General features: G+C 67.6%; 22 protein-coding genes. 11 read left to right on the top strand and 11 right to left on the bottom strand.

The features are described 5' to 3' along the window. The first annotated feature begins 82 nt into the window (after nucleotides 1-82). The 6 genes from NI1_RS23375 (at nucleotide 83) to NI1_RS23350 (ending at nucleotide 7,187) form a co-directional block, all read left to right on the top strand. Nucleotides 83-1,651, top strand: coding sequence for a GMC family oxidoreductase (locus NI1_RS23375; RefSeq protein WP_067825281.1), 1,569 nt, complete (start codon nucleotides 83-85; stop codon nucleotides 1,649-1,651). Beyond that, nucleotides 1,648-3,345, top strand: coding sequence for an aldehyde dehydrogenase family protein (locus NI1_RS23370; protein ID WP_067824662.1), 1,698 nt, complete (start codon nucleotides 1,648-1,650; stop codon nucleotides 3,343-3,345). The genes NI1_RS23375 and NI1_RS23370 overlap by 4 nt, the downstream gene beginning before the upstream one ends. 220 nt (nucleotides 3,346-3,565) lie before the next feature. Continuing rightward, nucleotides 3,566-5,101, top strand: a complete 1,536-nt coding sequence (locus NI1_RS23365; RefSeq protein ID WP_067824660.1) for a class I adenylate-forming enzyme family protein — start codon at nucleotides 3,566-3,568, stop codon at nucleotides 5,099-5,101. Nucleotides 5,102-5,128: 27 nt separating this feature from the next. Beyond that, on the top strand, nucleotides 5,129-5,911 hold the full coding sequence (locus tag NI1_RS23360; protein ID WP_067824658.1) for an SDR family oxidoreductase: 783 nt from the start codon (nucleotides 5,129-5,131) through the stop codon (nucleotides 5,909-5,911). Then, nucleotides 5,904-6,941 carry a phosphotransferase family protein gene (locus NI1_RS23355; protein ID WP_067824657.1) on the top strand — a complete coding sequence of 346 codons (1,038 nt, stop codon included), beginning with the start codon at nucleotides 5,904-5,906 and terminating at the stop codon, nucleotides 6,939-6,941. Before NI1_RS23360 ends, NI1_RS23355 begins: the two co-directional genes overlap by 8 nt. A 3-nt stretch (nucleotides 6,942-6,944) precedes the next feature. Continuing rightward, on the top strand, nucleotides 6,945-7,187 hold the full coding sequence (locus NI1_RS23350; RefSeq protein ID WP_084523587.1) for a DUF3263 domain-containing protein: 243 nt from the start codon (nucleotides 6,945-6,947) through the stop codon (nucleotides 7,185-7,187). On the opposite strand, the gene adh is transcribed toward NI1_RS23350, so the two are convergent. The 3 genes from adh to NI1_RS23335 form a co-directional block, all read right to left on the bottom strand. Continuing rightward, nucleotides 7,157-8,674, bottom strand: coding sequence for an aldehyde dehydrogenase (adh, locus tag NI1_RS23345; protein ID WP_067824655.1), 1,518 nt, complete (start codon nucleotides 8,672-8,674; stop codon nucleotides 7,157-7,159). The two genes, NI1_RS23350 and adh, sit on opposite strands and share 31 nt — an antisense overlap. Before the next feature lie 85 nt (nucleotides 8,675-8,759). Further along, the gene (locus NI1_RS23340) at nucleotides 8,760-9,971 is read right to left on the bottom strand and encodes a GAF domain-containing protein (protein WP_218026813.1); all 1,212 of its coding nucleotides are present in this window, start codon (nucleotides 9,969-9,971) and stop codon (nucleotides 8,760-8,762) included. Nucleotides 9,972-10,274: 303 nt separating this feature from the next. Continuing rightward, the gene (locus NI1_RS23335) at nucleotides 10,275-10,931 is read right to left on the bottom strand and encodes a TetR/AcrR family transcriptional regulator (protein ID WP_067824653.1); all 657 of its coding nucleotides are present in this window, start codon (nucleotides 10,929-10,931) and stop codon (nucleotides 10,275-10,277) included. A gap of 177 nt (nucleotides 10,932-11,108) precedes the next feature. Between NI1_RS23335 and NI1_RS23330 the strand changes: the two genes are divergently transcribed. From NI1_RS23330 to NI1_RS23310, 5 genes are all read left to right on the top strand, one after another. Further along, a complete protein-coding gene (locus NI1_RS23330; RefSeq protein ID WP_067824651.1) occupies nucleotides 11,109-12,422 on the top strand; it encodes a saccharopine dehydrogenase family protein in 1,314 nt (437 codons plus the stop codon). A 2-nt stretch (nucleotides 12,423-12,424) separates the two neighbouring features. Further along, nucleotides 12,425-13,120, top strand: a complete 696-nt coding sequence (locus tag NI1_RS23325; protein ID WP_067824649.1) for a transporter — start codon at nucleotides 12,425-12,427, stop codon at nucleotides 13,118-13,120. After that, the gene (locus tag NI1_RS23320; protein WP_067824647.1) at nucleotides 13,117-14,433 is read left to right on the top strand and encodes an NAD(P)/FAD-dependent oxidoreductase; all 1,317 of its coding nucleotides are present in this window, start codon (nucleotides 13,117-13,119) and stop codon (nucleotides 14,431-14,433) included. The genes NI1_RS23325 and NI1_RS23320 overlap by 4 nt, the downstream gene beginning before the upstream one ends. Before the next feature lie 73 nt (nucleotides 14,434-14,506). Continuing rightward, entirely contained in the window at nucleotides 14,507-15,559 is a 1,053-nt protein-coding gene (locus NI1_RS23315) for a phosphotransferase family protein (RefSeq protein ID WP_067824645.1), read from the top strand. After that, nucleotides 15,556-16,590 (top strand): TIGR03857 family LLM class F420-dependent oxidoreductase, encoded by a 1,035-nt coding sequence (locus NI1_RS23310; protein ID WP_067824643.1) that lies wholly within the window; start codon nucleotides 15,556-15,558, stop codon nucleotides 16,588-16,590. The genes NI1_RS23315 and NI1_RS23310 overlap by 4 nt, the downstream gene beginning before the upstream one ends. Before the next feature lie 14 nt (nucleotides 16,591-16,604). Here the strand turns inward: NI1_RS23310 and NI1_RS23305 are convergent, their stop codons facing one another. The 8 genes from NI1_RS23305 to NI1_RS23270 all read right to left on the bottom strand — a co-directional run bounded on the left by NI1_RS23305 (nucleotide 16,605) and on the right by NI1_RS23270 (nucleotide 24,754). Then, nucleotides 16,605-17,792: a DUF445 domain-containing protein gene (locus NI1_RS23305; protein ID WP_067824641.1), complete on the bottom strand. Its 1,188-nt coding sequence runs from the start codon at nucleotides 17,790-17,792 to the stop codon at nucleotides 16,605-16,607. Then, the gene (locus NI1_RS23300; RefSeq protein WP_067824639.1) at nucleotides 17,793-18,383 is read right to left on the bottom strand and encodes a hypothetical protein; all 591 of its coding nucleotides are present in this window, start codon (nucleotides 18,381-18,383) and stop codon (nucleotides 17,793-17,795) included. It lies immediately after the preceding gene. Between the two features lie 36 nt (nucleotides 18,384-18,419). Then, complete coding sequence (locus NI1_RS23295; RefSeq protein WP_067824638.1) at nucleotides 18,420-19,415, bottom strand: MlaD family protein; 996 nt, start codon at nucleotides 19,413-19,415, stop codon at nucleotides 18,420-18,422. Further along, entirely contained in the window at nucleotides 19,412-20,437 is a 1,026-nt protein-coding gene (locus NI1_RS23290; RefSeq protein ID WP_067824636.1) for an MlaD family protein, read from the bottom strand. Before NI1_RS23290 ends, NI1_RS23295 begins: the two co-directional genes overlap by 4 nt. Nucleotides 20,438-20,617: 180 nt before the next feature. After that, nucleotides 20,618-21,721, bottom strand: coding sequence for an MlaD family protein (locus tag NI1_RS23285; protein WP_067825275.1), 1,104 nt, complete (start codon nucleotides 21,719-21,721; stop codon nucleotides 20,618-20,620). Continuing rightward, the gene (locus NI1_RS23280; protein ID WP_067824634.1) at nucleotides 21,721-22,710 is read right to left on the bottom strand and encodes an MlaD family protein; all 990 of its coding nucleotides are present in this window, start codon (nucleotides 22,708-22,710) and stop codon (nucleotides 21,721-21,723) included. The genes NI1_RS23285 and NI1_RS23280 overlap by 1 nt, the downstream gene beginning before the upstream one ends. Continuing rightward, nucleotides 22,707-23,705: an MlaD family protein gene (locus NI1_RS23275; protein WP_067824632.1), complete on the bottom strand. Its 999-nt coding sequence runs from the start codon at nucleotides 23,703-23,705 to the stop codon at nucleotides 22,707-22,709. Before NI1_RS23275 ends, NI1_RS23280 begins: the two co-directional genes overlap by 4 nt. Further along, nucleotides 23,702-24,754, bottom strand: a complete 1,053-nt coding sequence (locus NI1_RS23270; RefSeq protein ID WP_067824630.1) for an MlaD family protein — start codon at nucleotides 24,752-24,754, stop codon at nucleotides 23,702-23,704. Before NI1_RS23270 ends, NI1_RS23275 begins: the two co-directional genes overlap by 4 nt.

Raw genomic sequence — 24,754 nt, 5'->3', positions numbered from 1 at the left:
CCGTGACGTCGCACGATCGACTGCGAGAGTGACCGGGGTCATAGCGCCCCGATTTCGGGATGAATCATGAGAGGTGCCGAACGTGTACGACTACGTCGTCGTGGGCGCGGGGTCCGCGGGATCCGTGCTGGCCAGCAGATTGTCCGAGGATCCGGCGGTGAGCGTCGCCCTGATCGAGGCGGGTCCGCGCGACACCGCCGAGGAGATTCACCTTCCGATCGCGTTCCCGTCGCTGTTCAAGGGCCCTCTCGATTGGGATTACGACTCCGAACCCGAAGCGGGACTGCACTTTCGGCGGGCGTACCTGCCGCGCGGGAAAGTGCTCGGCGGATCCAGCTCCATGAACGCCATGATCTACATCCGCGGGGCGCGCGCCGACTACGACGCCTGGGCGGCCGGTGGCGCGGACGGCTGGAGCTATGACGAAGTGCTGCCGTACTTCCTGAAGGCCGAGGACAACGAACGCGGCAAGGACACCTATCACGGGGCGGGTGGACCCCTGGCCGTCAGCGACAGCCGGTCGGAACATCCACTGGCGGAAGCGTTTCTGCGCGCCGCCGAACAGGCGGGCCATCGGCGCAACGACGACTTCAACGGCGCCACGCAGCTGGGGGTGGGGCGGTATCAGCTGACGCAGCGCAATGGCATGCGCTGTAGCGCGGCCGTCGCCTACCTGCATCCGGCGGCGGAACGTCCGAACCTGACGGTCCTCACCGATGTGCTGGTGCATCGCGTCGTCGTCGAGAACGGCCGCGCCACCGGCGTAGTGGTGGGTCGCGGTGACGCCACCGAGGTGATCAGCGCCCGCCGTGAGGTCGTGCTGTCCGCGGGTGCGTACGGTTCGGCGCAACTGCTGCTCCTGTCGGGTATCGGCCCGGCCGCGCAGTCGGCGGCCTTCGGGCTCGACGTCGTGCGCGATCTGCCGGTGGGGCAGAACCTCCAGGATCACCTGTCGGTATTCCTGAACTACCGCACCGACTCCGAATCACTGATGACCGCGCTCACGCCGGAGAATCTCGGGCTCTTGCAGACGGCGGGGCGCGGGCCGTTGACGTCCAATATCGGTGAGGCGGGCGGATTCATGGAGACCCGCACCGGACTCGCGGGTCCCGACATCCAGTTCCATATGGCTCCGGTGCTGTTCCACGGCGAGGGCATGGGCGCCGCCACCGAGCACGGCTTCGCCTTCGGCCCCTGCCTGGTCGATCCGCAGAGCCGTGGCACGCTCACCCTGCGCTCGGCGTCCCCGGCGACCGCGCCGCGCATCCACCACAACTATCTGGCCACCGAGACCGATCGCGCCGCCGTGATCGCCGGCCTGCGCGCGGCACTCGACATCGCCGCCCAGCCTGCGCTGCGCGAGCTGACGACCGGTGAATTCTGCACTCCGGCAAGCGATTCCGATGCCGACCTGCTCGACTTCGCGGCAAGCACCGCGCAGACGCTCTACCATCCGGCCTCGACCTGCGCCATCGGTTCGGTGGTGGATCCCCGGCTGCGGGTGCTGGGTGTGGACGGGTTGCGCGTGGCCGACGCCTCGGTCATGCCAACGGTGGTGCGCGGCAACACCAACGCGCCCACCATCATGATCGCCGAGAAGGCCGCCGTGCTGATCGCCGAGGACGCCGACACCCTGGGAGCGCGCTCATGAACCCGGCGATGACCGCGACCGCCGAGGCGATCGTCACCGCGCTGGGGCACGGCGAGATCCAATGGGCGCGTACCGCTTTGCCCGCGCGCCGGGTACTGCTCGACGAGATCCACGCCAATACCGCCAGGTACGCGCAGGAGTGGGTGGACACCGCCGCCCGCATCAAGCAACTGCCCGCGGACTCTCCGCTGCTCGGCGAGGAGTGGGTCAGCGGGCCCTACTCGGTGCTCACCGCGACCACCGCGCTCGCGGAATCGCTGCTGGCACTGGAGCAGGGCCGCAGTCCCATTGACGGTTACCCCACGCATGCCGCGCCCGGCGATCGGACCGCCGTCGCGGTCTTCCCGCACGGACTCTTCGATACCCTGCTGCTCAACGGATTCCATGCGGAGGTCTGGTCGCGGCCCGGCGTCGACGCCGAAACCGTCAGGGCCCGTGCGGGTCTGGGTCAGCGCACCCCGACCGCCACCGGCGGCGTCGGCGTGGTGCTCGGCGCGGGCAATATCTTCTCCATCGCTCCGCTGGACGTGCTGTATCAGCTCTACGCCTACAACCGGGTGGTGGTGCTGAAGCTCAATCCGCTCACCGATCCGTTGCTGCCGGTCTTCGAGAAGATCTTCGCTCCGCTGATCGAACGCGGTTTCCTGCGGCTGGTCACCGGCGGGCCGGAGCTGGGTGCGGCCCTGATCCACCATGCCGAGGTGAGCGCCGTGCACATGACCGGCAGCGCCGTCACTCACGACGCGATCGTTTTCGGCGCCGGCGCCGAGGGGGCCGGGAACCGGGCGGCGGGCACCCCGGTGCTGGACAAGCCGATCACCAGCGAATTGGGCGGCGTCTCACCGACGATCGTGCTGCCCGGCCGCTGGTCGGATGCCGATCTTCGCTACCAGGCCGAGCATCTCGCCACCCAGCGACTGCACAACAACGGATACAACTGCGTCGCCGCGCAGGTCGCGGTCATTCCCGCCGACTGGCCGCAGAAGGACCGATTCCTCACGGAACTGCGGGCGGCGATCGAGCGCGCGCCGCAACGTCCGGCCTACTATCCGGGTTCGGGGGAGCGGGTGGCGGATGCGTGCGCCGCCTATCCGCAGGCGCAGAAGCTCGGTGCGCGAGTGCTCATCGAGGGCATCGCTCCGGATCGGGATGAACCGCTGCTGCACACCGAGTACTTCGCGCCGGTGCTGGGCGTACTCGAATTGCCCGGTGGTGCAGGCCAATTCCTCGACCGAGCCGTCCAGGTGTGCAACGAGCAGATAGACGGCACGCTCGGCGTCAACCTCATCGCCCACCCCGCGACGATTCGCGAACTGGGGGAGCGGTTCGACGCCGCGGTGGCCGCGCTCCGCTACGGCACCGTGGCGATCAATGCCTGGACCGGATTGGGCTATCTCACCGCCCGCGCCACCTGGGGCGCGTTCCCCGGACACACTCTGGCCGACATCCAGAGCGGAATCGGCGTGGTGCACAACGGTTTGCTCATCGCCGACCCGGAGCGAACCGTCGTCCGCGGTCCCTTCCGGCCGGCTCCGCGCTCCTTGCTGCGCGGCGAATTCGCGCTCTCGCCCAAACCGCCGTGGTTCGTCACCAACCGCACGGGCGCAACGACATTGCGCCGCCTGACCGGTTTCGCGCACCGGCCCGGGTTTGCCGCGCTGCCCGGGATTTTCGCCTCGGCACTGCGCGGCTGAGCATCGTCGGTCGACCGGTCCGAGTGCGACATCGATCGCGAAGGGCCGGTGGACCGACGCGCGCGCCCTGTGTCACCCCTGCAACCGGCGCTTCCCGCAACGTGCGAACGCGGATCCCGCCGGTGTGGTGACCGCACCTCGTTGACAGGGTCGCGTGCGGACCATAAAGTCGAACACGATTCGACTTTGATTCGAACTCCTCATCTCCCTAGGCAGCAGAATGACCCGTTCAGTTATCCGTATCCCCCGCTCGCACAACCCCTTCGAGCAATCCGAAGTGACCCGTGACGAGCGGGGCGTCCCGCACTACACCGGTCTGCCCGCGACCTTGGCGGATGTCCTGCGCGCCCACGTCGACGCCCGCCCCGATGCCGAGGCGGTCGTCGAGGTCGGCGGTGCGCGGCTGTCCTACGCGCAGTTGTGGGATCGTGCGGTGCGGGTGGCCGGTGGTCTGCGCGCGAGCGGTGTGCGGCACGGGGATCGGGTGGCCATCCGGTATCCGGCGGGCGTGAAATGGGTGCTCGCCTTCTGGGGCACGGTGCTGGCCGGCGGCATCGCGGTGCCGGTCAACACCCGGTCGTCCGAGCCCGAGGTCCGGTACGTTCTCGACGACGCCGGCGTCGCGGCGGAGCTGACCGCCGAATCCGCACTGCCGGACGGTGATCCGTACCTCGCACCCGGACTGGGCGCGGCCGATGTCGCGGCACTGTTCTATACCTCCGGCACGACCGGGTATCCCAAGGGCGTTCCCGTCACGCACGAGGCGTTCATCACCAATGCCGAGAACATGATTCGCTGTGCCGGAATCGCCCGCGACAGCGGACCCGGCCTGCGCACGTTGATCTCGGTGCCGCTGTTTCACGTCACGGCCTGCAACTCCCAGCTGCTGGTCGCCGCCTACGCGGGCGGCACCGCGGTGATCATGCCGGTGCTGGATCTGCCCACGCTCATCGATGTGCTGGTGGCGGAACGGATTTCGTTCATCGTGAGCGTGCCCGCCGTCTACTCGCTGCTGCTGCGGCATCCGAAGCTCGCCGCCGCCGACCTGTCGGCGGTCCGCACGCTCGGATACGGCGGCGCGCCGATCGCACCCGCACTGGTGCGGGCGCTGAAAGTCGTTTTCCCGCAGGCATTCCTGATGAACGGCTACGGCATGACCGAAACGGCTTCGCTGATCACCGTGCTGCCCGATCCGGACGCCGCCGCGCACGCGGATTCCGTCGGCTACGCCGTGCCGTCGGTGGAGCTGGGCATCGTGCCGCTCGACGACGATCCGAGCATGGGAGAGCTCGTCGTCCGCGGCGCGAATGTCACCGCCGGATACTGGAACAAGCCCGCGGCCACCGCGGAGGCGCTCATCGACGGCTGGCTGCACACCGGCGATATCGTGCGCGTCGACACCGCCGGGCGGGTGCACATCGTCGACCGGATCAAGGACATCATCAATCGCGGCGGCGAGAACATCTCGAGCGTCGAGGTGGAGGCCGTGCTGCTGTCGGCTCCCGGGGTCGCAGACGCCGCGGTGCTCGCGGTCCCCGACGACGTGATGGGGGAGAAGGTCGGCGCCGTCCTGGTCGGCGACGCGGAACCCGTCGATATCGACGCGGTGCTCGCACACTGCCGAAACTATCTGGCCGACTTCAAGATTCCGCAATTCGCCGCCGTCCACACCGAGCCTTTGCCGCGCAATGCCGGTGGCAAACTCCTGAAGAACCAGCTGCGCGGGCAGGTGCGCTGGGGCGCACCGCTGCGCTGACCCTCCGACCACCCCCGAAGGAACCAGATGAACCGATTCGATCTCACCGGCCGCACCGCCGTGGTCACGGGAGCCTCCCGCGGCATCGGCCTCGCCGCGGCGAAAGCCATTGCGGCGGCGGGCGGAAACGTCGTGCTGACCTCGCGCAGCCAAGAGTCCGCGGACGCTGCCGCCGCCGAAATCGGCGGCTCCGCATTGGGTATCGCCGCGCACGCCGCCGACGAAGCCGGGGCGCGGCGGTGCCTCGAATCGGCCCTCGATCGGTTCGGCGGCATCGACATTCTCGTCAACAATGCCGGATCCAACCCTTCCTACGGGCCGGTGATCAATCAGGACTACGCGCGCTTCGCCAAGACCTTCGAAGTCAACCTGTGGGCCCCGCTGCTGTGGACCGGGTTGGCGACCCGGATCTGGATGGGTGAGCACGGCGGCTCCGTGATCAATATGGCCTCGATCGGCGGCCTGGGATTCGAGCCGAACCTCGGCCTCTACAACGCGTCCAAAGCCGCACTCATCCACCTCACCAAGCAGCTGGCCCTGGAACTGTCGCCGCGGGTGCGAGTCAACTCGATCGCACCCGGCGTGGTCCGTACCAAGCTGGCCGAAGCGCTCTGGAAACAGCATGAGGCACAGTTGAATTCGAGCACCGCGCTGGCGCGGATCGGCGAGCCCGGCGATATCGGCGACGCGGTCGCGTTCCTGGCGTCCGACGCCGCCGGCTGGGTCACCGGGGAGACGTTCGTCATCGACGGCGGCCAGCGCCTGGGCGACGCCGCGCAGTTCCGGGCGGAGGTGCCCGCGCATGCCTGACACCGCGGCTGCTGTCGCCATCGACATCGACGCGGTGGCGCGCTGGTTGGAGACCCTGGGCATCGACTTCACGATGCCGCTGCGACTGCACCGGATCGGTCAGGGCTACTCGAACCTGACCTACCGGCTCGCCGACGCGGAGGGCCGGGCCTGGGTGCTGCGCCGACCGCCGCTGGGGCATCTATTGGGCTCCGCGCACGACGTACTGCGTGAAGCCCGCATCATGGCGGCCCTGGCAGACACCGCCGTCCCGGTGCCCCGAATCCTCGGTATCGCAACCGATTCGGAGATCGCCGACGAACCGGTCGTGCTGATGGAGTTCGTCGGCGGCACCGTCGTAGACACGATGCCGACCGCACGCGCCCTGACGCCGGAGCAACGCCGTGCGATCGCCACCTCGATGCCCGGCACCCTCGCCGCGATCCACTCCGTCGATCTCGCCGCCACCGGCCTGATCGACCTGGCCAGTCACCAGCCGTACGCACAACGGCAGCTCCGACGTTGGTCCGGGCAGTGGGAACTCTCCAAGACCCGCGAGTCGCCCGCCCTGGACGCACTGACCTTGCGGTTGACGGCTGCCATTCCGGAACAGCGTGAAATCTCCCTCGTGCACGGCGATTTCCACCTGCGCAACCTCGTCACAGCACCGGAGTCCGGCCGGGTGACCGCCGTGCTCGACTGGGAACTCTCCACCCTCGGCGATCCCCTGGCCGATATGGGCAGCCTGCTCACCTACTGGCCCGAACAAGGCGAGACATCCTTCGGAGTCTTCGAAGCCTCCACCCTCGACGGCTTCCCCACCCGATCGGAAATGGCCCGCCTGTACCTCGCCGAAACCGGCCGCGACCCGGCCGCCCTGCGCTACTGGCACGCTCTCGGCCTCTGGAAGCTGGCGATCATCGCCGAGGGCGTGCTGCGCCGTGCCCTCGACGAGCCGCACAACGAATCCGCCGCGGGCACACCGACTCTCGCCCAGATCGATGCCCTCGTCCACAAGGCGGGCGAGATCGCCGACACCGCCGGACTGTGATCGATGGGCCCGCACGAGATCACCATGCTGGAGTTCGCCGCCGAATGGGCTCCGTTCGGCGGCAACGACGAGGAGGCGTTCCTGCGCTTCGGGCTCACGCCCGAAGCGTTCCACCGTCGCCTCGCACAGCTGCTCGTGTCCCCGGCCGCCCGGGCGCTCGACAATATGACGATCGCCCGGCTCCGCAAGCAATGCGCTGAGCGCGCCCGGTCGGCTCAGAAGAAGCCGAGCTTCTTGGGGGAGTAGGAGACCAGAAGGTTCTTGGTCTGCTGGTAGTGGTCGAGCATCATCTTGTGGTTCTCGCGGCCGATGCCGGACTTCTTGTAGCCGCCGAAGGCGGCGTGGGCCGGGTAGGCGTGGTAGCAGTTGGTCCAGACGCGGCCTGCTTTGATGCCGCGGCCGAGGCGGTAGGCGGTGTTCATGTCGCGGGTCCAGACGCCAGCGCCGAGGCCGTAGAGGGTGTCGTTGGCGATCTTCAGGGCTTCGTCGACGGAGTCGAAGGTGGCCACGGAGACGACGGGGCCGAAGATTTCTTCCTGGAAGACGCGCATATCGTTGCGGCCCTTGAAAATCGTGGGCTCGATGTAGTAGCCGCCGGGGTACTGGTCCACCTTGCGGGGGCCGCCGCCGGTGAGGACCTCGGCGCCTTCCTGGCGGCCGATGTCGAGATAGGACAGGATCTTCTCGAACTGGTCGTTGGAGGCTTGCGCGCCGATCATGGTCGCGTCGTCCAGGGGATCGCCGCCGATGATCGCGCGGGTGCGTTCGAGGCAGCGGGCCATGAACTCGTCGTAGATGGACGAATGGATAAGTGCGCGTGAGGGACACGTGCACACCTCGCCCTGATTGAGGGCGAACATGACGAATCCTTCCACGGCCTTGTCGAGGAAGTCGTCGTCGGCGGCCATGACATCGGGCAGGAAGATGTTCGGGCTCTTGCCGCCCAGCTCGAGGGTGACCGGGATGATGTTCTCGCTGGCGTACTGCATGATCAGCCGACCCGTGGTGGTCTCCCCGGTGAAGGCGACCTTCGCGACCCGCGAACTGGAGGCCAGCGGCTTGCCCGCCTCCACGCCGAATCCGTTGACCACGTTGAGAACTCCGGGCGGCAGCAGGTCGGCGATGAGCTCGACGACCTTCAGGATCGAGGCCGGGGTCTGCTCGGCGGGCTTGAGCACCACCGCATTGCCCGCGGCCAGCGCCGGGGCCAGCTTCCAGGTGGCCATCAGGATGGGGAAGTTCCAGGGGATGATCTGCCCGACCACGCCGAGCGGCTCCTGGAAGTGGTAGGCGATGGTGTCGGCGTCGAGTTCGGCCAGCGAACCCTCTTGCGCGCGAATGGCTCCCGCGAAATACCGGAAGTGATCGACCGCCAAAGGCAGATCGGCGGCCTTGGTCTCACGGACCGGTTTGCCGTTGTCCCAGGTTTCGGCGACCGCGAGCTGTTCGAGGTTCTCCTCGATCCGGTCGGCGATCTTGTTGAGGATATTGGCGCGCTCGGTGACCGAGGTGGCGCCCCACGGGTCGGCCGCCCGGTGCGCGGCGTCGAGTGCCAGCTCGACATCGGCCGCAGTGGAACGCGCCACCTCACAGAAGGTTTGGCCGTCGACCGGTGACGGATTGTCGAAGTAGCGGCCTTCGACCGGTGCGGTCCATTCGCCGCCGATGAAATTGTCGTAGCGGGCGGCGTACTCGACGATGCTGCCCTCGGCGCCGGGCTTGGCGTAGGCCATTTCTCACTCCTCGCGGATCTGTCGTGACGCAGGCCACAGTGTTCCGGGAAGGTTGGCGAATGGTTGAGCACCGGGCCGGCGTCGGCTAGCCGTGCAGCGCGGCGTGCAGGCGCGCCGCGGCGATCGACCGGCGGCCGTCCCCGGCGGGCAGTAGTCGCAGCGCGTGTTCGTGGATCTCGGCGTCCTCGACTGCCCGCTGCCCATAGGCCAGTGCGTCGTTGGGGTCGGTGCTGGACAGTACGGCGGTCCGCACCGCGACCTCCAGGTACTGCCGCCAGCGAATGATCCCCGGCGTCTCCGATTCCGGAAGCAGCGGCCCGCGATACAACCGGACGGCGGTGGCGGTGTCCCCGGCGCGCAGCGCGGTCACCAACTCGACGGCGTCGCACCACAGCGGACTGATCAGCCGGTAGGTGCGATTGGATATCTCGCCGCCGGTCTCCCGGCGCAGATGCGAGACATCGGCTTTGAGCGTGCTCGTGGTGACCGGCCGATCGCCGTAGACGGCGAAATGCAACTGGTCTGGCGTGAGTCCGTCCGGCTCCAGTGCGAGCAGCGCGAGGATCTCCAAATGCCTCGGCCGCATCCGGATTCGATGGCCGTCCCGCGTCAGCCCGCCGCTCCCGAGACAATTCAGCCTCACCCCCGGCTCGGGCTGTGCTTCGCTGCGCAATCGTGCCTCGATGGCGATGACCAGGCTCTGCACGGTGGCCATTGCCAGCGGATGCGAACGGTCCCAGGTGGAGGAGAGATCGAGCACCCCGAGGGTGCGCCCCTGCGCGTCCCGGATCGGCGCGCAGTAACACACCCAGCCGTGCAGCGCCGCGACCAGATGCTCGGCCGAGAACACCGTGGCCGGCCGTCCACTCTCGAGCGCGAGCGATAACGCATTGGTGCCCATGTGCGTCTCGTCCCAGCGTCCACCCGGTGCGAAGTTCACCTGCTCGGCGCGCCGCCGCATGACGGTGCCGCCGTGGGCCCACAGGATCGTGCCCGTCTCGTCGGTGACCGCCGCGACGTATTCGGCATCCTCTGTGGCACTGCGTAATTGGTCGGAGAGGTCGAGCACCGGACCGCGCAGCGGCGAGCGCGCCCAGCGAGCGTCGCTGTCGGCGGTGCCCGGAGCACTATCGCGGCTGGGGTCGACGGTGGGCAGCGACCTCGTCCACGACCGAGCGACCTCGGTGCGCACCGCGGGATTCGACTCCGGGGCCGCCGCGACAGCCAGGCGCGGAACCCAGTCGGCCCACTCCTTTTCCAGCACGGCCCGCCGCTGAGCGAGGGTCTTCCGTGTCACCGCGCAACTCCCGTGTTCCGCTTACCGCATCCGTGAACTCATCATGCCGCACGGTCGGACGGTCGCGGTCGGTATTGGCGGGCTCCGGTTTCGGCCTTGGCGGGTAGCCGTCGGCGGCTGCCCGGCGAATCGATCGGCGAGCGCGCCGTCACTGCCGACCACTCCTTCGACGGCGTGCTCACTTCCCGGTGTGGCGCGGTGTTCGACGAGAACCCCTGCGGTGCAAAGGTGTTCGGCCGACGCCTTGGCGAAATCGCGTGCGGCGCGGATGCCGTCCGACGTCAGCGATACCCGAAGTGCTCGTCAACGCGATTCGTGGCCGGCCGCGTGCAGGAGCGTGGTGTTTCGAGGTGTGGCCGCTGTCGGAGCATTGTTGTAGAGCGCGGACATCCAAATGGAGTAGAGGACGCCGACGACCACCTGTGGATCGGCCGCTGGCTCTCGACCGAGCGCCTCGGAGAGGTATCGCTCGTCCATCCAGATCAGGGCGCGGGCGGTCTCTTCGACGTCGGCGAGTTCGCCGATCCTGCCGCGGGCCTGCTCTTCTCGGATGTGGGCGGTGGTGGCGTCGATGAAGCGCTGCATGAGTGTTCGATAGGCGTCCTCGACCTTTTCGTCGGTGGTGGCGGCATCGGACACCGCACGGAACACGGGGCCGTGGGCGGCGTAGACGTCGACCAGGCCTTCGAGGGCTTGCCGCGCGTCGGTAGCCGGATCGTCGCCTTGCAGCCAGCGTTCGGTCATCTCGAACACTTCGCGGCCGAGGTTTTCGACGACTCGCAAGACGAGATCGTGCCGGTCCCGGAAGTGAACGTAGAACGCGGGACGCTTGAGACCGGTGCGGCTCATCACCGCATCGACGCTGATCTCGCGAAACGGCCGCTCGCGCAGCAGTTGCTCGGCGGCGTCGAGAATCTCGCGCTCGGACTCGCGGGGATCGTGTTTCGGTCGTCGGGCCATGGTGCAAGCGTACGGGAGCAGACCCCGGGTGACCGAATGTCATTGACGTTGCGTAATTGAAAATTTTTCGCCGCCGACGAGGGCGTATTCACCCCGGAGATGAAGCTGGTGTTACCTCTTCCTAAGACTTACACCGCGTCATTGACACTCTGTCATTATGCGTTGTAGCTTGTGACCATGACCACACAGAAGAGGATTGTTTTCATCGGCGCTGCCGGTGAGATGTGCCGGGTCGCGATCGAACGTTTCGTCCGAGCGGTCCCCGACGGCAACTGGAAACTGGAGCTCTACGACATCCGGCCCGACGCGCTCGATGACCTCGTGAACAAGCTCCCCGCGGGTTCGGCGACAGCCGGTTCCTTCGACCTTTTCGACGGCGCCGCACTGCGGGCCGCGATCGAGGGCGCCTCGCTCGTGGTGCTCGGAGCCGGGCCCTACAACCGCACCGCGGAGCCCGTGATGGAGGCTTGCATCGAATTGCAGGTGCCATACCTGGACCTCGACGACGACGAAGCGAGTGCCCGCGCCGCGCTGGAACTCGACGCCAGGGCGAAGGCCGCGGGTGTGCCGATCTTCATCTGTTGTGGCGCATCACCGGGATTGACCAATGTGATGGCGGCCGACGCGGCCCGCGATATGGACACCGTCGAACGCATCGATGTGTGCTGGGCGACCGGTGACGAGGGCCCGGTCCCGTACGGACGCGCGGTCCTCGATCACGCGATTCGAGGGTTTGCCGGCCCGTGCCAGACCTGGGAAGGCGGCCGGTCCGTGGTTCACCAGACCTTCTTGGAATCGGAGGTCGTCGACCTGGGCAATTCCTTCGGGTCCGCATATCGGCTCTACGAGTGCGCCCATCCGGAATCGGTGACGATGCCGCGACGCTGGCCGGAGGCCGACCGGATTCGTGTGCTCGGCGCGCTGGATCCGGCGCCGATCAACGGGATCATGCGCGGGATCGCCGTTGCCGTGGAGAGCGGCAAACTGCCGATGGACGATGCCATCGACTTTGTCAACGACGTCGTCTGTGACAAGACGGGTTCGCTGAAGGTCTGGCCCTATGCGCTGTCGGGAGTGTGGGGCACGATTCGCCGTCGCGAGATCACCACGGGCGAGGTGCTGCGGTACTTCTGGGCGGCGGCCCGGCGCAAGCACGCCGACTTCCGTGGCATCAACTACGTACGGCTGACCGGCGAACGCGACGGCGTGCAGGTGGTGTCGATCCGACGGCTGCCGGTCAGCGGGCCCGGGACCGCATGGACCGATATGGCCGCGGGCACCGGGTCGGCGACCGCGGCGTTCATGACGCTGGCCGTCACGGACCTGGGCACCAAGGCGGGTGTTCTCGCGCCGGAGGACTGGGCGGATCCGGAGGCCTTCTACCAGGCGCTGGCGAAGACCAGTGGTTCTCCGCTCGCCGACGTGGTCGAGGCGGTGGTGCGCCCGAGCACGGCATTGACCTCCCGCAAATCGCAGGCCGGGGTGCCCTGATCATGGACGTGAAAATTATTGCGCTCTTGGTCGTCGACCTGTGGATGGTCTACGCGGGTTTCGTCTACGGCACACGGTTCATTCGAAAGTACTCGAACTACCTGCTGGGCATCGAGTGGATCGCCGTCGCGGTCTCCGGCAGCAATGTCGTGCTGCTCGGAATGATCGGCCTCGACCACAGCAGTCCCTCGTATCACCTGATGCTCTTTCTCGACGCTTTCTCCCGATCATTCGGCATCACCTTGATCCTGGTGCTGGGAATGTTGAAGGTCACGCATCGATACTTCCCGACACCGGCAGTCGATGTCGCGGTCTTCGCACTCGCCACGGTGACCGGTGTATATCTATCGGTATACGTGCAACCGATAACGACACCCTGGGCGATCTTCTACGTCGTGATGGCGGCCCTGGCGTCTGTTTTCATGCTCTATGTAGCGAAACGTCTCTGGGATGTCGATGAGCGCCGGCACGCGGTCTGGGTTGTCATCGCCACGGTCTGCGCGGCGGCCATTGCCGGAACCTACGACTTCGTGCATATCCCGGGTGACGACGAGGACCACACCGTTTTCTACACCATCGCGCTCGCTGTCTGGGCACTCGAGCTGACCGTGTTCTACCACGCCTACAGCGCGCTCGACAGGCACAACGAGCAGACCGGCACCGGGCAGGATTCCCTGATCGAAAAGGCGGATAAATGAGCACCGATGACATCACCTACTCGACTTTCACCGGTTGGATCGATCCGCCGGCCGACCTGCGACCGTCGCTGGATTCCGATATCACGTGCGAGGTCGCGGTGATCGGCGGTGGTGTCGGCGGTATGGCAACGGCGTTGCGGCTGGCCGACCGCGGCATCGACACCGTTTTGCTCGAGGCAGAATTCTGCGGCTACGGCGCCAGTTCACGCAACGCGGGCCAATTGACCGGAGCTCCGGCGGGCGATCCCCAAATTCTGAGTGCGCTTTACCCACGCCGTTTTCCGAAGGTTGTACGGTTCGCCGAGGATGCGGTCGACTTCTTCGAGAAGGATTTGCTGCAACGGTTCGATATCGCCTGTGATTACGAATCGACCGGCAATGTCGGAGCGGCGTTTTCCAAAGGACAGCTACGCAAGGCTCGCCGGATCGCGAAGATCCTCACCAAGGCCGGAGCGCACGCCAAGTTCGGCGACAATGTCGAACTCGGACTGCCGGACACCTTCTACGGCGGCTTTCTCGAGGCCGCCGGCGGGCAACTCAACCCGGGAAAGTTCTGCCTCGGCCTGCGCAAAGCGGTGATCGAGTCGAACGCCCGTGTCTATGAGCGCTCACCGATGCGATCCATCGACAACGACGGGTCCCAAGCGGTGATCCACACTCCGGGCGGGAAAGTGCGCGCGAAAAAGGTCGTCTCGGCGACCAACGCCTACACCGCCGAACTCGGAATCGCGCCGAAACGGTCCGAAACACCCATCTGGGTCAGCATGGTCGAGACGGCCCCGATCGATCCGGCGCGGATCACGGCAACCGGGTGGACCAGCCGTTCGGGCATCATCACCGAACACAATCTGCTCACGAGCTTTCGCATCACCCCACGCAACTCCATCGCTTTCGGCGTACGGCAGCTGCGGATCGGGCGCGGCGCGCTGCCGGCCCGCACCTCCGATCCGGCGGTCGTCGCCGACCTCATCGAGGGATTCCGCGCGGTATTTCCCTCCCTGCACGATGTTCCGATCGAGCGGACGTGGGGTGGCTGGATCGCGATGACCCCCTCGTGGCTGCCGGTAGCCGGGCAAACCAGGAAGGACAACGTCTACTACTCCATCGGATGCAACGGCCACGGGCTCGCGCAAGCTCCCTACCTGGGCACGCTGATCGCCGACCTGATCGCGGGCGACGAAATGCATGAGAACCTCGAGGCCCTCTGGAATCCGCGGCCGTGGTTCGGACCCGGCTTGTTCAAGGAACCGCTGCTGCGCGCCACCTGGGCAGTCGACAGGTTGGCCGATCGTTTCACCCGGCCGAATCGCTGAGACCTGGAGCGAGAGGGATAACCCGAAGTCCGTCATCTGGCCGTACGGACGGTCAGTATGGCAGTGTGGGTGTGTGCTTTTAGAAGATTTCGACCCGGCGGACGGTCTGACCGTGGAATGGCTGGACGACGCGCTGGCCGATGTCCGGGGCGCGGCGCGGGTGGTCGAGGTGTCGAGTACCGCGGTGGGCACCGGGCAGGTGGCGATGAGCGCGCGGGTGCGAATCGGATACGACCGGCCGACCGCCGCGCCGCCGAGCGTGATCGTGAAGTTCGCCGATCCCGATCCCGAGCATCGGCGAAAGGTGCGGCGCGACGGTGCGTACGAACGGGAAGTGCGGTTCTACCGCGAACTCGCGCCACGGGTCGAGGTCCGCACACCGCGGGTGTTCGCCGCGGAATTCGAGCCCGGCACAGGGGCATTCGTTCTGCTGATGGAGGATCTCGCGCCCGCCCGGCAAGGCGATCAGCTGGCCGGGTGCACGGCGGCGGCCGCCGCGACGGCCATGGACGAGATCGCCGGACTGCACGCGCCGTGCTGGGGTGAGCGCGAAATGGGGGAATTGTCGTGGCTGCGGAGCGACCGGCCCGGGGTCGCCGCGCTGACTCCACGCCTGTGGGCGGGCTTCCAGGAACGGTACGAGGGCTGGCTGAGCGCTGAGATCCGCTGCGCGGGTGACCTTTTCGTCGAACACCTGGAGACCTGGCTGTCGTGGCGGTCCGAACACCGGACCGTGGTGCATCGCGACTTCCGGCTGGACAATGTGCTCATCGATCAGCGCGGCGCGATGACCGTCGTCGACTGGCAGACCTGTGCCATCGGTTCCGGCCCGGAGGATGTGGCGTACTTCCTGGGCAGCGGACTGCCGGTCGGTCTGCGCCACGATGCGGAGCAGGACCTGGTGCGGCGCTACCACGCCCGGCTCCTCGAACTCGGGGTGCGCGGTTACTCCTGGGCCGAATGCTGGCGCGACTACCGGCGCGGGGCCTGGCACGGAATGCTCATGGTGATCAACGCGTCGATGCTGGCGCGCCGCACCGAACGCGGGGATCGCATGTTCCTGGCCATGGCCGAACGGCACGCCCGCCAAGTGCTGGAACTGGATTCGGCGGCGGCACTGTCATGAATCCCGAACTGGGCTGCTATCTGCTGGCGGGCGCGGCGGACGATCCGCGTCGCATCATCGAGGAGGTGCGGCTGGCCGAGGAGTTGGGGCTCGGGACCGCGTTCATCTCCGAACGCTTCGACGTCAAAGAAGCGGTCACGCTCTCCGGTGCCGCGGGCGCGGTCTCCGAGCGCATCCGGATCGCCACGGCGGCAACCAATCACAACACCCGTCAGCCGATCGTGACCGCCGCCTACGCGACCACCATTCACCGGCTCACGCGCGGCCGGTTCATGCTCGGGCTGGGGCGCGGCGGTGCGCGGGCATTCGCCGCCTGGGGCCTGCCGCCGGTCACGACCGCGCAGCTCGAGGATTTCGCCGGACTCATGCGCCGACTGTGGCGGGGCGAAACCATCCGCGATCATGACGGGCCGGCGGGACGCTATCCGCGACTGCGATTGGATCCTCGTTTCGCCGAACCGATTCCGCTCGGACTGGTCGCTTTCGGCCCGCAAACCCTCGCCCTCGGCGGCCGGGCTTTCGATGAGGTCGTCCTGCACACCTATTTCACCGACGAGACGCTGGTGCGTTCGGTGGGCGTCGTCAAGGAGGCGGCCGAACGGGCTGGGCGGGATCCGGCGGCGGTGCGGGTGTGGTCCTGCTACGCGACCATCGGCGACCACCTCCCGGAAGGCCGCCGCCTGCGCGCCACCGTGGGCCGCCTGGCCACCTACCTTCAGATATACGGTGACCTGCTCGTCGCCACCAACCGGTGGGATCCGCAGCTGTTGACACGGTTTCGCGCCGACCCGGTGGTCGCCGGGATGCGCGGCGCGATCGACGCGATCGCGACCGATGCCCAGCTCGAGCACATCTCCGGACTGCTGCCTGAGGAATGGCTGGCCGTCGCGGCGCGGGGCAGCGCGCAGGATTGCGCGAAAAGTGTTCGCGCGCAATTGGATCTGGGTGCCGATGCCGTGATCATGCACGGCGCTACCCCTGCCGAGCTCGCCCCGGTGATCGCCGCTTACCGGGCGCGGAACTCTCGATAAGCGGCATATCCGGGTCAGTGCAGGAGCAACAGCACCTGTAGTTCGCCGATGAGGAATCCGAGCACCGCGCCCACGGTCACGATCTTCCATTCGTCCTGTTTGAACGCGGGTCGCAACAGTCCCTCGTACTCCTCATCGGTCATCAGCCGCATCTTCTCGACGATCAGCGTGGTGACGTCCAGGGCTTCGAGGGTGTATTGCTCTATCTCCCTGGTGGATTCGGGCAGCCGGGTCCGGATGATGGTGATGATGTCGTGTTTGATGGCGTTCAGATCCCCGACCGCCAACCGCACCAGGGGCTTCGCCAGCCCGAGGTGATGGTCCAGCGCGTCGTCGATCTCGTGCTCCAGCAGGGAGAACAGCCGATCGGATTGCGGACCGGTGAGCATGGCGTCGATGATGTTGGCCGGGGTGAGGATCTCGTTCGCGATGAGCGCGCCGTAATCCCTGGCCACGGTGTTGCGGCGTTTGTGGAACAGCCCCTGCCACCGGAAGATCCCGAAGTAGCGGCGCGGCCGGACCGGACGGAACACCATCTGCAATGCCAGCCAGTCGGTCGAGTATCCGACGAACGCCCCGAACAACGGCATGATCACCGCCGAATGGGTCAGCGCCCACACCGCGGCCTGCACGATGCCCAGCGCGAACCCGAAATACAGTCCCGATCGGACGATGAATCGCATTTCGGGAGCGGCGATCTCGCGGATCATCCGCACACTCAGCGCCTTGTCGCGCATGAGTGCGTCGATTGCCATGGTGCGCAGATCGAAGACCAGGTTCACGTTTTCTTTGAGGTCGTCCATCATCTGCGCGATGAGCCGTGGCGCGTCGCCCTGCACGCGCTGCACGATGAGGTGCCGTCCGGCCGGCGGCACCAGCTCCCACAACCCGGGGCGGTAGCGCGTCATGAGTTCGTCGACCACGTCCGACACCGCGTTGAGCATGGGCTCCTGCACGTGCCGGGCCAGCTCCTGCGGGTCGATGCGGTCGATGATCTCCTGCGGATCCACCAGCCGCGACAGCATCAGATCCACCGCGACGGTCGCCATGCGGGCGGAGTAGCGCGGTATCAGTCCCTGCCAGCCCAGATACGGCGGTATGCCCTTGAATTCCAAAGGCCGGAACAGCATTTCGACGGCGACGAGCTTGGTCAGATAGCCGATGGCCGCCGCGAGCAACGGCATGGCCAGGTATAGGTACATCTACTTCGCCGGCACCGCGTCCAGGCCACCGCCGACCTCGGTGATCTTCCAGCCGTCGTGCTTGTCGAGGGTGACGGTGTAGGTGACGGTGACCCGGCCGCCCTGCGGGGTCTGCACGCTGGTCGAGTCGACGTCGACGAAGGCGTTCACCTTGTACACCCCGCCGTTGTCCGACACCACGACCGCCTGCACCGGCGTCGCCTTGGAGGTCCACTGCAACGGCAGCAGGATCTGATCCAATTGTGTTGCGGTGGCATCGAATTTGCTCGCCAGGGTGGTGCTGGTGCCTGCTTTGAGCTTGGTCAGCCAGCCCTTGGTGTCGCGGTAGTCGATGGTGGATGCGCCGACGGCATAGTCCATGGCGACGCGCTCGGCCTGCTCGGCATCGGCGGCCTGTGCGTCGCGACCGGCGAGCTCACGGTGGGAGGACGCGTACAGCGCGCCGAAGGTGATGGTGGACGCCGTGAGCGCGGTGACCGCGACGGCGGTGACGACCGTGGAGACGCGCAGGTCGAGGCGGCGTGGCGTTTTCGCCGTGACGGCGGCAGCGGTTTCGGGTTCGGACTTGATTGCGGTTTCGGTGGAGTTCATCGGATTCCCCTGCGGTGGAAATGGATCGGATACGGATTATTTGGCGCCGGGCTGGAGCCGGACGGCTCCATCCGCACTGACGGCCGCGAGCGCGGTGCTGATCAGTGCCGAGATATCGAGTGGCGCGACCGCGCTCACGGCGCGATCGGTCAGCGGCCGCAGCGCTGGAACCAGCGGTGCGAGCTCGGGCCCGTGCTCGGCCAGGAAGGCGTCGAGCCGTTTCAGGAACGGCACGATGCCGTCCCCGTTCAGGTAGTCGGCCGGCGCGTTCCCGACCTCGAAGATCCCGGAGGCGGTACTGATCAGCTGGTCCAGCCGTTCGCCGAGCAGTCCCCAGTACGGACCGGATTCGGCCAATCCCGGTCCGGCCCAGTCCATATCGGCCCCGGCGGTCTGTAGATCGGTCAGCAACCGCCGCAACACGTCGGTGCGGCTGAGAATGGTGGCCGCCAGCAGCTTGTTGGCTCGCTCCAGCCGCGGCACTTCGCTCTCGGTGCCCGCGAGCGCCTGATCGAACGTATTCACCAGCCCGGTAATCGTTTTCGGGTCGAACTGGTTCACCACGGCGACGACCTTGGTGGCCAGTTCGGGAATGCGGGTGGGCGCGCGCGTCTTCCGGAGGTCGAGCAGCTGACCGTCGGCGACGTAGGGCCCGGCTTCGGAGGTAGGCCGGAACTCGATATAGGGCTCGCCCAAGGCCGACAGGTTCTCGATGCGGACCGCACTGGCCGCCGGAACCCGATACTCCCCGTCGAGCCGGAACTGGACCTCGACCCCGTCGGTCACCTTGTGCACGGCGGTGACCTCGCCGACCTCGATTCCGGTGAGCAGCACCGGCGTTCGAGGGCCGACCGTGCCGGAGTCGAGCAGCAGCAGCCGGGCGTCGGTGTGCTCGCCCAGCGGATCGAATCTCAGCAACCCGAAGGTCAGGTAACCGGCCCCGATCAGCAGCACCGCCGCGATCGCCCCCAGCGAGGCCACCGAGGCGGGCTGGATGCGCCGCGGCCGGAATGTCGTTGCTTCGTCGGTCATTTCACCACTCCGATCATGCGCAGGGTGTCGAGCACGCGGTCGGTTTGATCGGTGGTGATGTTCACCGCCGGATGCTGGGCGAACGGGATGAGCTTGTCGCGGATCAGCGCATTGGCCCGGGCGAGATTGGAGGCCGAGGACAGATCCAGGGGCCGCGCGCCGAGCAGCATGGGGACGAAGGCGCGCGCCAGCTCATCGGAGGCGGCCACGGTCGGCGCGAGGTACAGCGCACTGTGCGCCAACGGCCCCATGGCCGAGAACATGAGGAACACATTGATCACCGCCTGCGTGGTCGCGACCAGATGCTCGGTGCCGTCGTCGGTGAGCATCGGCTGAAGCGTGGGCAGCAGCTCCGTGCCGACGCCGGTGACGGAGGTCAGCCCGTCGAGCATTTGGTCGAGGCTGTGCAGGTCGCCCGCCACATCGGTGAGGTCGGTGCCGATCACGCCGAAGGTGCGGGCGGTCTCGTGCGGATCGGCGGGCAGTACGGCATTGAGCTGTCGCACGGTGTCCTGGATATCGGTCACCGCCCCACTGCCCAGCGCCGTCGCCAGCCCCGCCATGGTGTCCTCCACCTGCGGCGCGCGCGTCGTCCGGCTCATCGGAACGGTCGCGCCGGGCGCGAGCGGGGGAGCGGTACTGCGCGGCGGCGTGGTCACCGCGATATGCACGTCGCCGAGCGGAGTGGTCTGCCGCAGTTCGACATTCACATCCTCGGGCAGTCGCACACCCTCCCGGATCCGGATATCGGCAACGACATAGCCGCGCCCGGCCTTCCCGTCCGTGGTCGTGGTCTCGGTGACGTGCACCCCCGTCAGGTTCCCGACCTCGACACCGTCGGCCTGCACCTTCGCGCCCGGCGGCAGGTTCAATGCATTCGCGAACACGATATGCAGCGGATAAGTGCGCCCCGAGACCGATGCGCCCGGCACCGGCACCGCCGCCGGGTCGAACGTGCACCCGCCGAGCGTCAGCACCAGCGCGGAGGCCACCGTGAGTCGAGCAGGAAGCCGCCACCTCATCGCGCACCTCCGCTGGTGTGAACCGGTTGCGCCGTGGCCACATTCGCCCGGTCCGAGGACCGCATGCGCACGGTGGGTTGTTGTTGTCTCATCGCGCACTTCCGATCGGGTGAACGAGTTGCGCGGTGGGCACATTCGCCCCGCCCGAGGTCTCCGTGCGGTGGGTCGGTCGTTGCTGGTTCACTGCGCACCACCGGCAGCCAGGACTAGTTGCGCGAGCGGGATGTTGACCAGTCCTGTCCCGGCGTCGGCGCAGCTGCCGGGGCTGAGCGCGTTCACCGCCGCGCACACCGGTTCGGCCGCTCCTTGCGGAAGGGCCACGGCCGGAAGGGAATACGCCACGGACACCGCGCCCGTCGCCGGATCGACCATGCGCGTGAACGCCGTCCCGAGACCCGGGATCAGTTCGATCAGGCCGGTCAGCGAACCGACGCCGGATCGGATCAATTCCGGCAGGTTCTGCGTCGATTCGAGCTTGCGCAGGAGCGGCCCGCCGAACATGACGGTGAGGTCGTTGAGCGCGGGCAATATGTCGCGTAGTTCGCGCATCACGGTCAGCACCGGCGGCACCGTCGTGTTGTTGACCGCGTCGAGGGCGGGGGCCAGTCGGGTGAGCATGTCCTTGATCTCCGGCCAGTAGGTGGCGGCGCTGTGGGCGAGCGAGGCGAGCCCGTCCAGCAGCGCGCCGAGATGTCCGATGGCGGCGTCGGGGGAGTTCAGTACCGTGCCGAGGCGGTGGATGACGGCGTTGATCTGTTCCCCGGTCCCCGCCGACATTGCGTTGGCCGAGGTCAATCCGCGCGCCAGGGCGTTCGGCTGACCCGGTTCGCCGGTACCGGTGAGCTGCTCGGCGAGTCCGGCCAGCGCCGCGAACGTCTCGCTGAGGCTTTTGGGCGTGGCGGTGTCGGTCAGGCAGCGGTTCGAATCCCAGCCGGGCCCTGCGGGTTCCGCGCCGATGAGGGCGAGTTTGCGGTCGGCGATGAGCGAATCGGCGAGGGTGGTCGCGCCGGCGTCGAGCGGCAGGCGGCGGCCGGCCGGGATCTCGAATTCGACGCGCGCGGTCGCACCGTGCGGCTGGATACGAGTCACCGAACCCACCCGCACCCCCATGATGGTGACGTCGCTGCCCTCGTAAAGCCCGATGGCGTCGGGCATTTCGGCGCAGTAGCCGCGCATGGCGGGCTTCGGGCGTGCCACGTGATAGCCGGCGACCGCGGCGATAAGCAGCAGCGCGATGACGCTCAGGGACAGGAAAGCGCGAGAGGCGAAGAGCCGGGCGAGCATCAGCAACTCCTTGCGGGCGTCGGGACGCACACCGCCGGGGCGGGCGCGCCGAGGGATTGCAGCCGTTCGCCGAACGTGCGCAGGGAATCCAGGAGGGCGCCCAGCTTGGCCCCGAGTTCGTCGAGCTTCGGAATGGTGTCGGCCAGCACCTGCGCGGGCTCCTTCGCGGTGCCGGTCCACCCGCGCGCCAGCGGCGCGGCCTGACTCAGCACGGTCGCGAGATTGTCCAGCGCGGAACCGACCGCGACCTTGTTGTTCTCCACCAGCGTTTCCAGAATCCGGAACCGGGCGATGAGCTTGCCCACCACGGACTTGTTCGCGGCCAGGGCGCTCAGATACTCGTCGGATACCGACAGGGCGAGGGAAACCTGCTGGTTCTGCTGGGCCAGCAGCCCGACCACGGTGTCCACCGCCGTGACCATGCGCCGGAAGCCGTCGGGGCTGCCGTCGACCGCCTGGGCGAGCGCGTCCAGATTGCGGCGCAACACATCTCCGTCGAGCTGCTCCACCGGCCGCACCGCGTCCTGGAAGATCCGGGGCAGGCTGTAGGGCAGAACGACGTGATCGGCGGGAATCGGCTTGCGGCCCAACGGTTTGTCACCGGCAGGCCGCACCGCCAGATAGTGGCCGCCGACAATGGTCAGCATCCGGACGTCCAGGGTCGTGCCCTCGCCCAGGAACACCTCGTCGTCCACGGTGAACCGCATCCGCACCCGATCCGCCTCCAGGTCGATGGACTTCACCTGGCCGACCGTCACTCCCGCCAGCCGCACCTCGTCGCCGACCCGCAATGCGGAGGCGTCGGTGAGATACGCGGTATAGGTGCCGACCCCGAGCTGCACGGTCGACACCACGGTGATAGCGATGGCGGCCGCGACGATCGCCGCCAAACCCAGAGCACCCCAGCGGATATCGAGCCGCCGCTGGGCGGCGTCATCCGGCGGTGGCCCGGAACGGCGGCGCAGCGGGCGGGTAAGCAGTTCGATCATCCGTTGCACAGCGCGATCCTTTGTCCGCCGATGAGCACCCGCAGCGGCGCGGGCGCGGCCGCCTCCCCGTGTGAGCAAGCCGGGCCGGTGCCGGCCGCCGGAATCGCGGCCGTCAGCGATTGCAGTAGCGCGGGCACCTGCCGCAGCGTCGCCGCCGCCTGCGCGGAGTCGGGAATGGCCGCGCGAATCAGGTTGTCCACGTCCGGGTTCGGGTCTCCGGTGAATCCGAGCGTGCGCAGCAGCCGCGTGGCGGGGTCGAGCACCGGGGGAATGGTGACGCTGAAGTCGATCAGTCCGTCGATGCGCTCCTGCAATGTGCTGAACAGGTCGGTGAGGCGCGTCATCATCACCATGGCATTGCCGGACCGCCCGCCGATGGTCTCGGCGACGGCGGACATATTGCGAATCAGCGTGGACAGCAATGCCTGCCGGTCGGTGGTGTACCGGCTGAGCTGCTCGATGGCATCGAGCGCGGGCCCCAGCCCGGTGCCGTCACCCTCGATCACCCCGAGCAGGCTGGTGGCGAACTGGTTCAGATCCGCGGGCGTGAGTTCGGCCAGCACCGGTTGCAGGCCGTTGAACAGCGTGGTGATGTCGAAGGCGGGCACGGTGTGCTCGACGCCGATGGTCTGCGCCGGATCCACGGAACCGGCGGGTGCTTCGGCCTGCTGGATATCGAGATAGCGCTGCCCGGTGAGGCTTTGATAGCGGATGGCCAGGGTGTTGTTGGCGAACATGGTCAGATCGGTGCGCGCGGTGAACCGCACCCGCGCCCGATCACCCGACAGCGAGATGCCGAGCACCTTGCCCACCCGAACCCCGAAGAGCCGCACATCGTTTCCGGAGCGCAGCCCGTTCGCATCGGTGAAAAGCGCGGTGTACGTGCGCGTGTCGTCCACGGGCCGCTGGAGCGCCTGAAACGTCCCGTAGAGCAGCAGCAGCATGACCGTCGCGAACAAGGCGATCCGGGTCAACAGAGCGGGAATCGATTTCATCGCGCACCCCCGGGCGCGTTCGTGCCCAGCATGGCCGCCAGTGGCTGCGCGACCCCGGGCACCGCCTGCAATGCCACGGTCAGCGTGGGACCGGAGCCGTTGTCCGGCAACGCGGCATCGAGCCGGCGCAACAACTCGGCCAGATCCGCTTCGGACTTCTCGGGTGTCGGCACCGTGCGCGACAAGGCCGACAGCAGCGGCGCGAGCAGGTCGAGGAATCCGGAGTAGTGCGCCTGCCCCGTATCCAGCACGCGGACGGCAGCGCCGAACAGATCGTCCTTGATCATGTTCACATTGGCGTCGAACTTCTCCACCTTGCCCGGCTGCCCGAAGTACTCGTTGCTGAACGGCCCGTTGAGCAACGCCACCAGCCCGCGCGCCGTGGGCGGCACCCCCTGCAAGGTCGTCCCGTAGCGCTCCAGCAGCAGCGACGAGGACAGCCGCTGGGTATCGGCGACGGCCTGCGCGGTGGCCACGATGGTCTGCACCAGCGGCGCGAAAGCATGAGTGTCGGTGGCGATCCGCCCCAGCAGCGTGGTGAGCTGCGGCGTCAGCACCTGATCGGTGAACTGCCCCAGCGATTTCAGCAGCGTGGCGATGGTGGCGTCCACCGCCCGGGCGGCATTGGCGCCGGTCAGGTCAACCACCGCGGCCTCGGTCAGGGGTGTGCCGCCGGTCCCGGCCGCCAGCACCACCTCGCTGATGCCGAACAGATTCCCGGGCGCGTAATCCAGCGACAGGGCGTCGGTGAGCCCGGCCGAGTCGGCGCGATCCAGCCGCAGCCGCAACCGCTGCCGCCCCGTCGCCTCCCGCTCGATCCCGGTCACCGACCCCACACGAACCCCGCCGAAGCGCACCTCGCTGCCGCGTTCGATGCCGGTCCCGATCTGTTCGGTCAGCACCGTCACCGATATCCCGCGCTGGTCGGGTGTGTCCGGAATCGCCTGCCAGACAAGCAATCCCGTGACCGCCACGGCGGTGGCGGCCAATCCGGCGCGGCGAGCGGCGCGCGGGCCGATCGCCACCCCGGGCATTCCGAAAGCTGGCAC

Source organism: Nocardia inohanensis NBRC 100128 (assembly GCF_001612945.1).
GTDB classification, from domain to species: domain Bacteria; phylum Actinomycetota; class Actinomycetes; order Mycobacteriales; family Mycobacteriaceae; genus Nocardia; species Nocardia inohanensis.
This window is presented reverse-complemented; position numbering and strand designations above follow the sequence as displayed.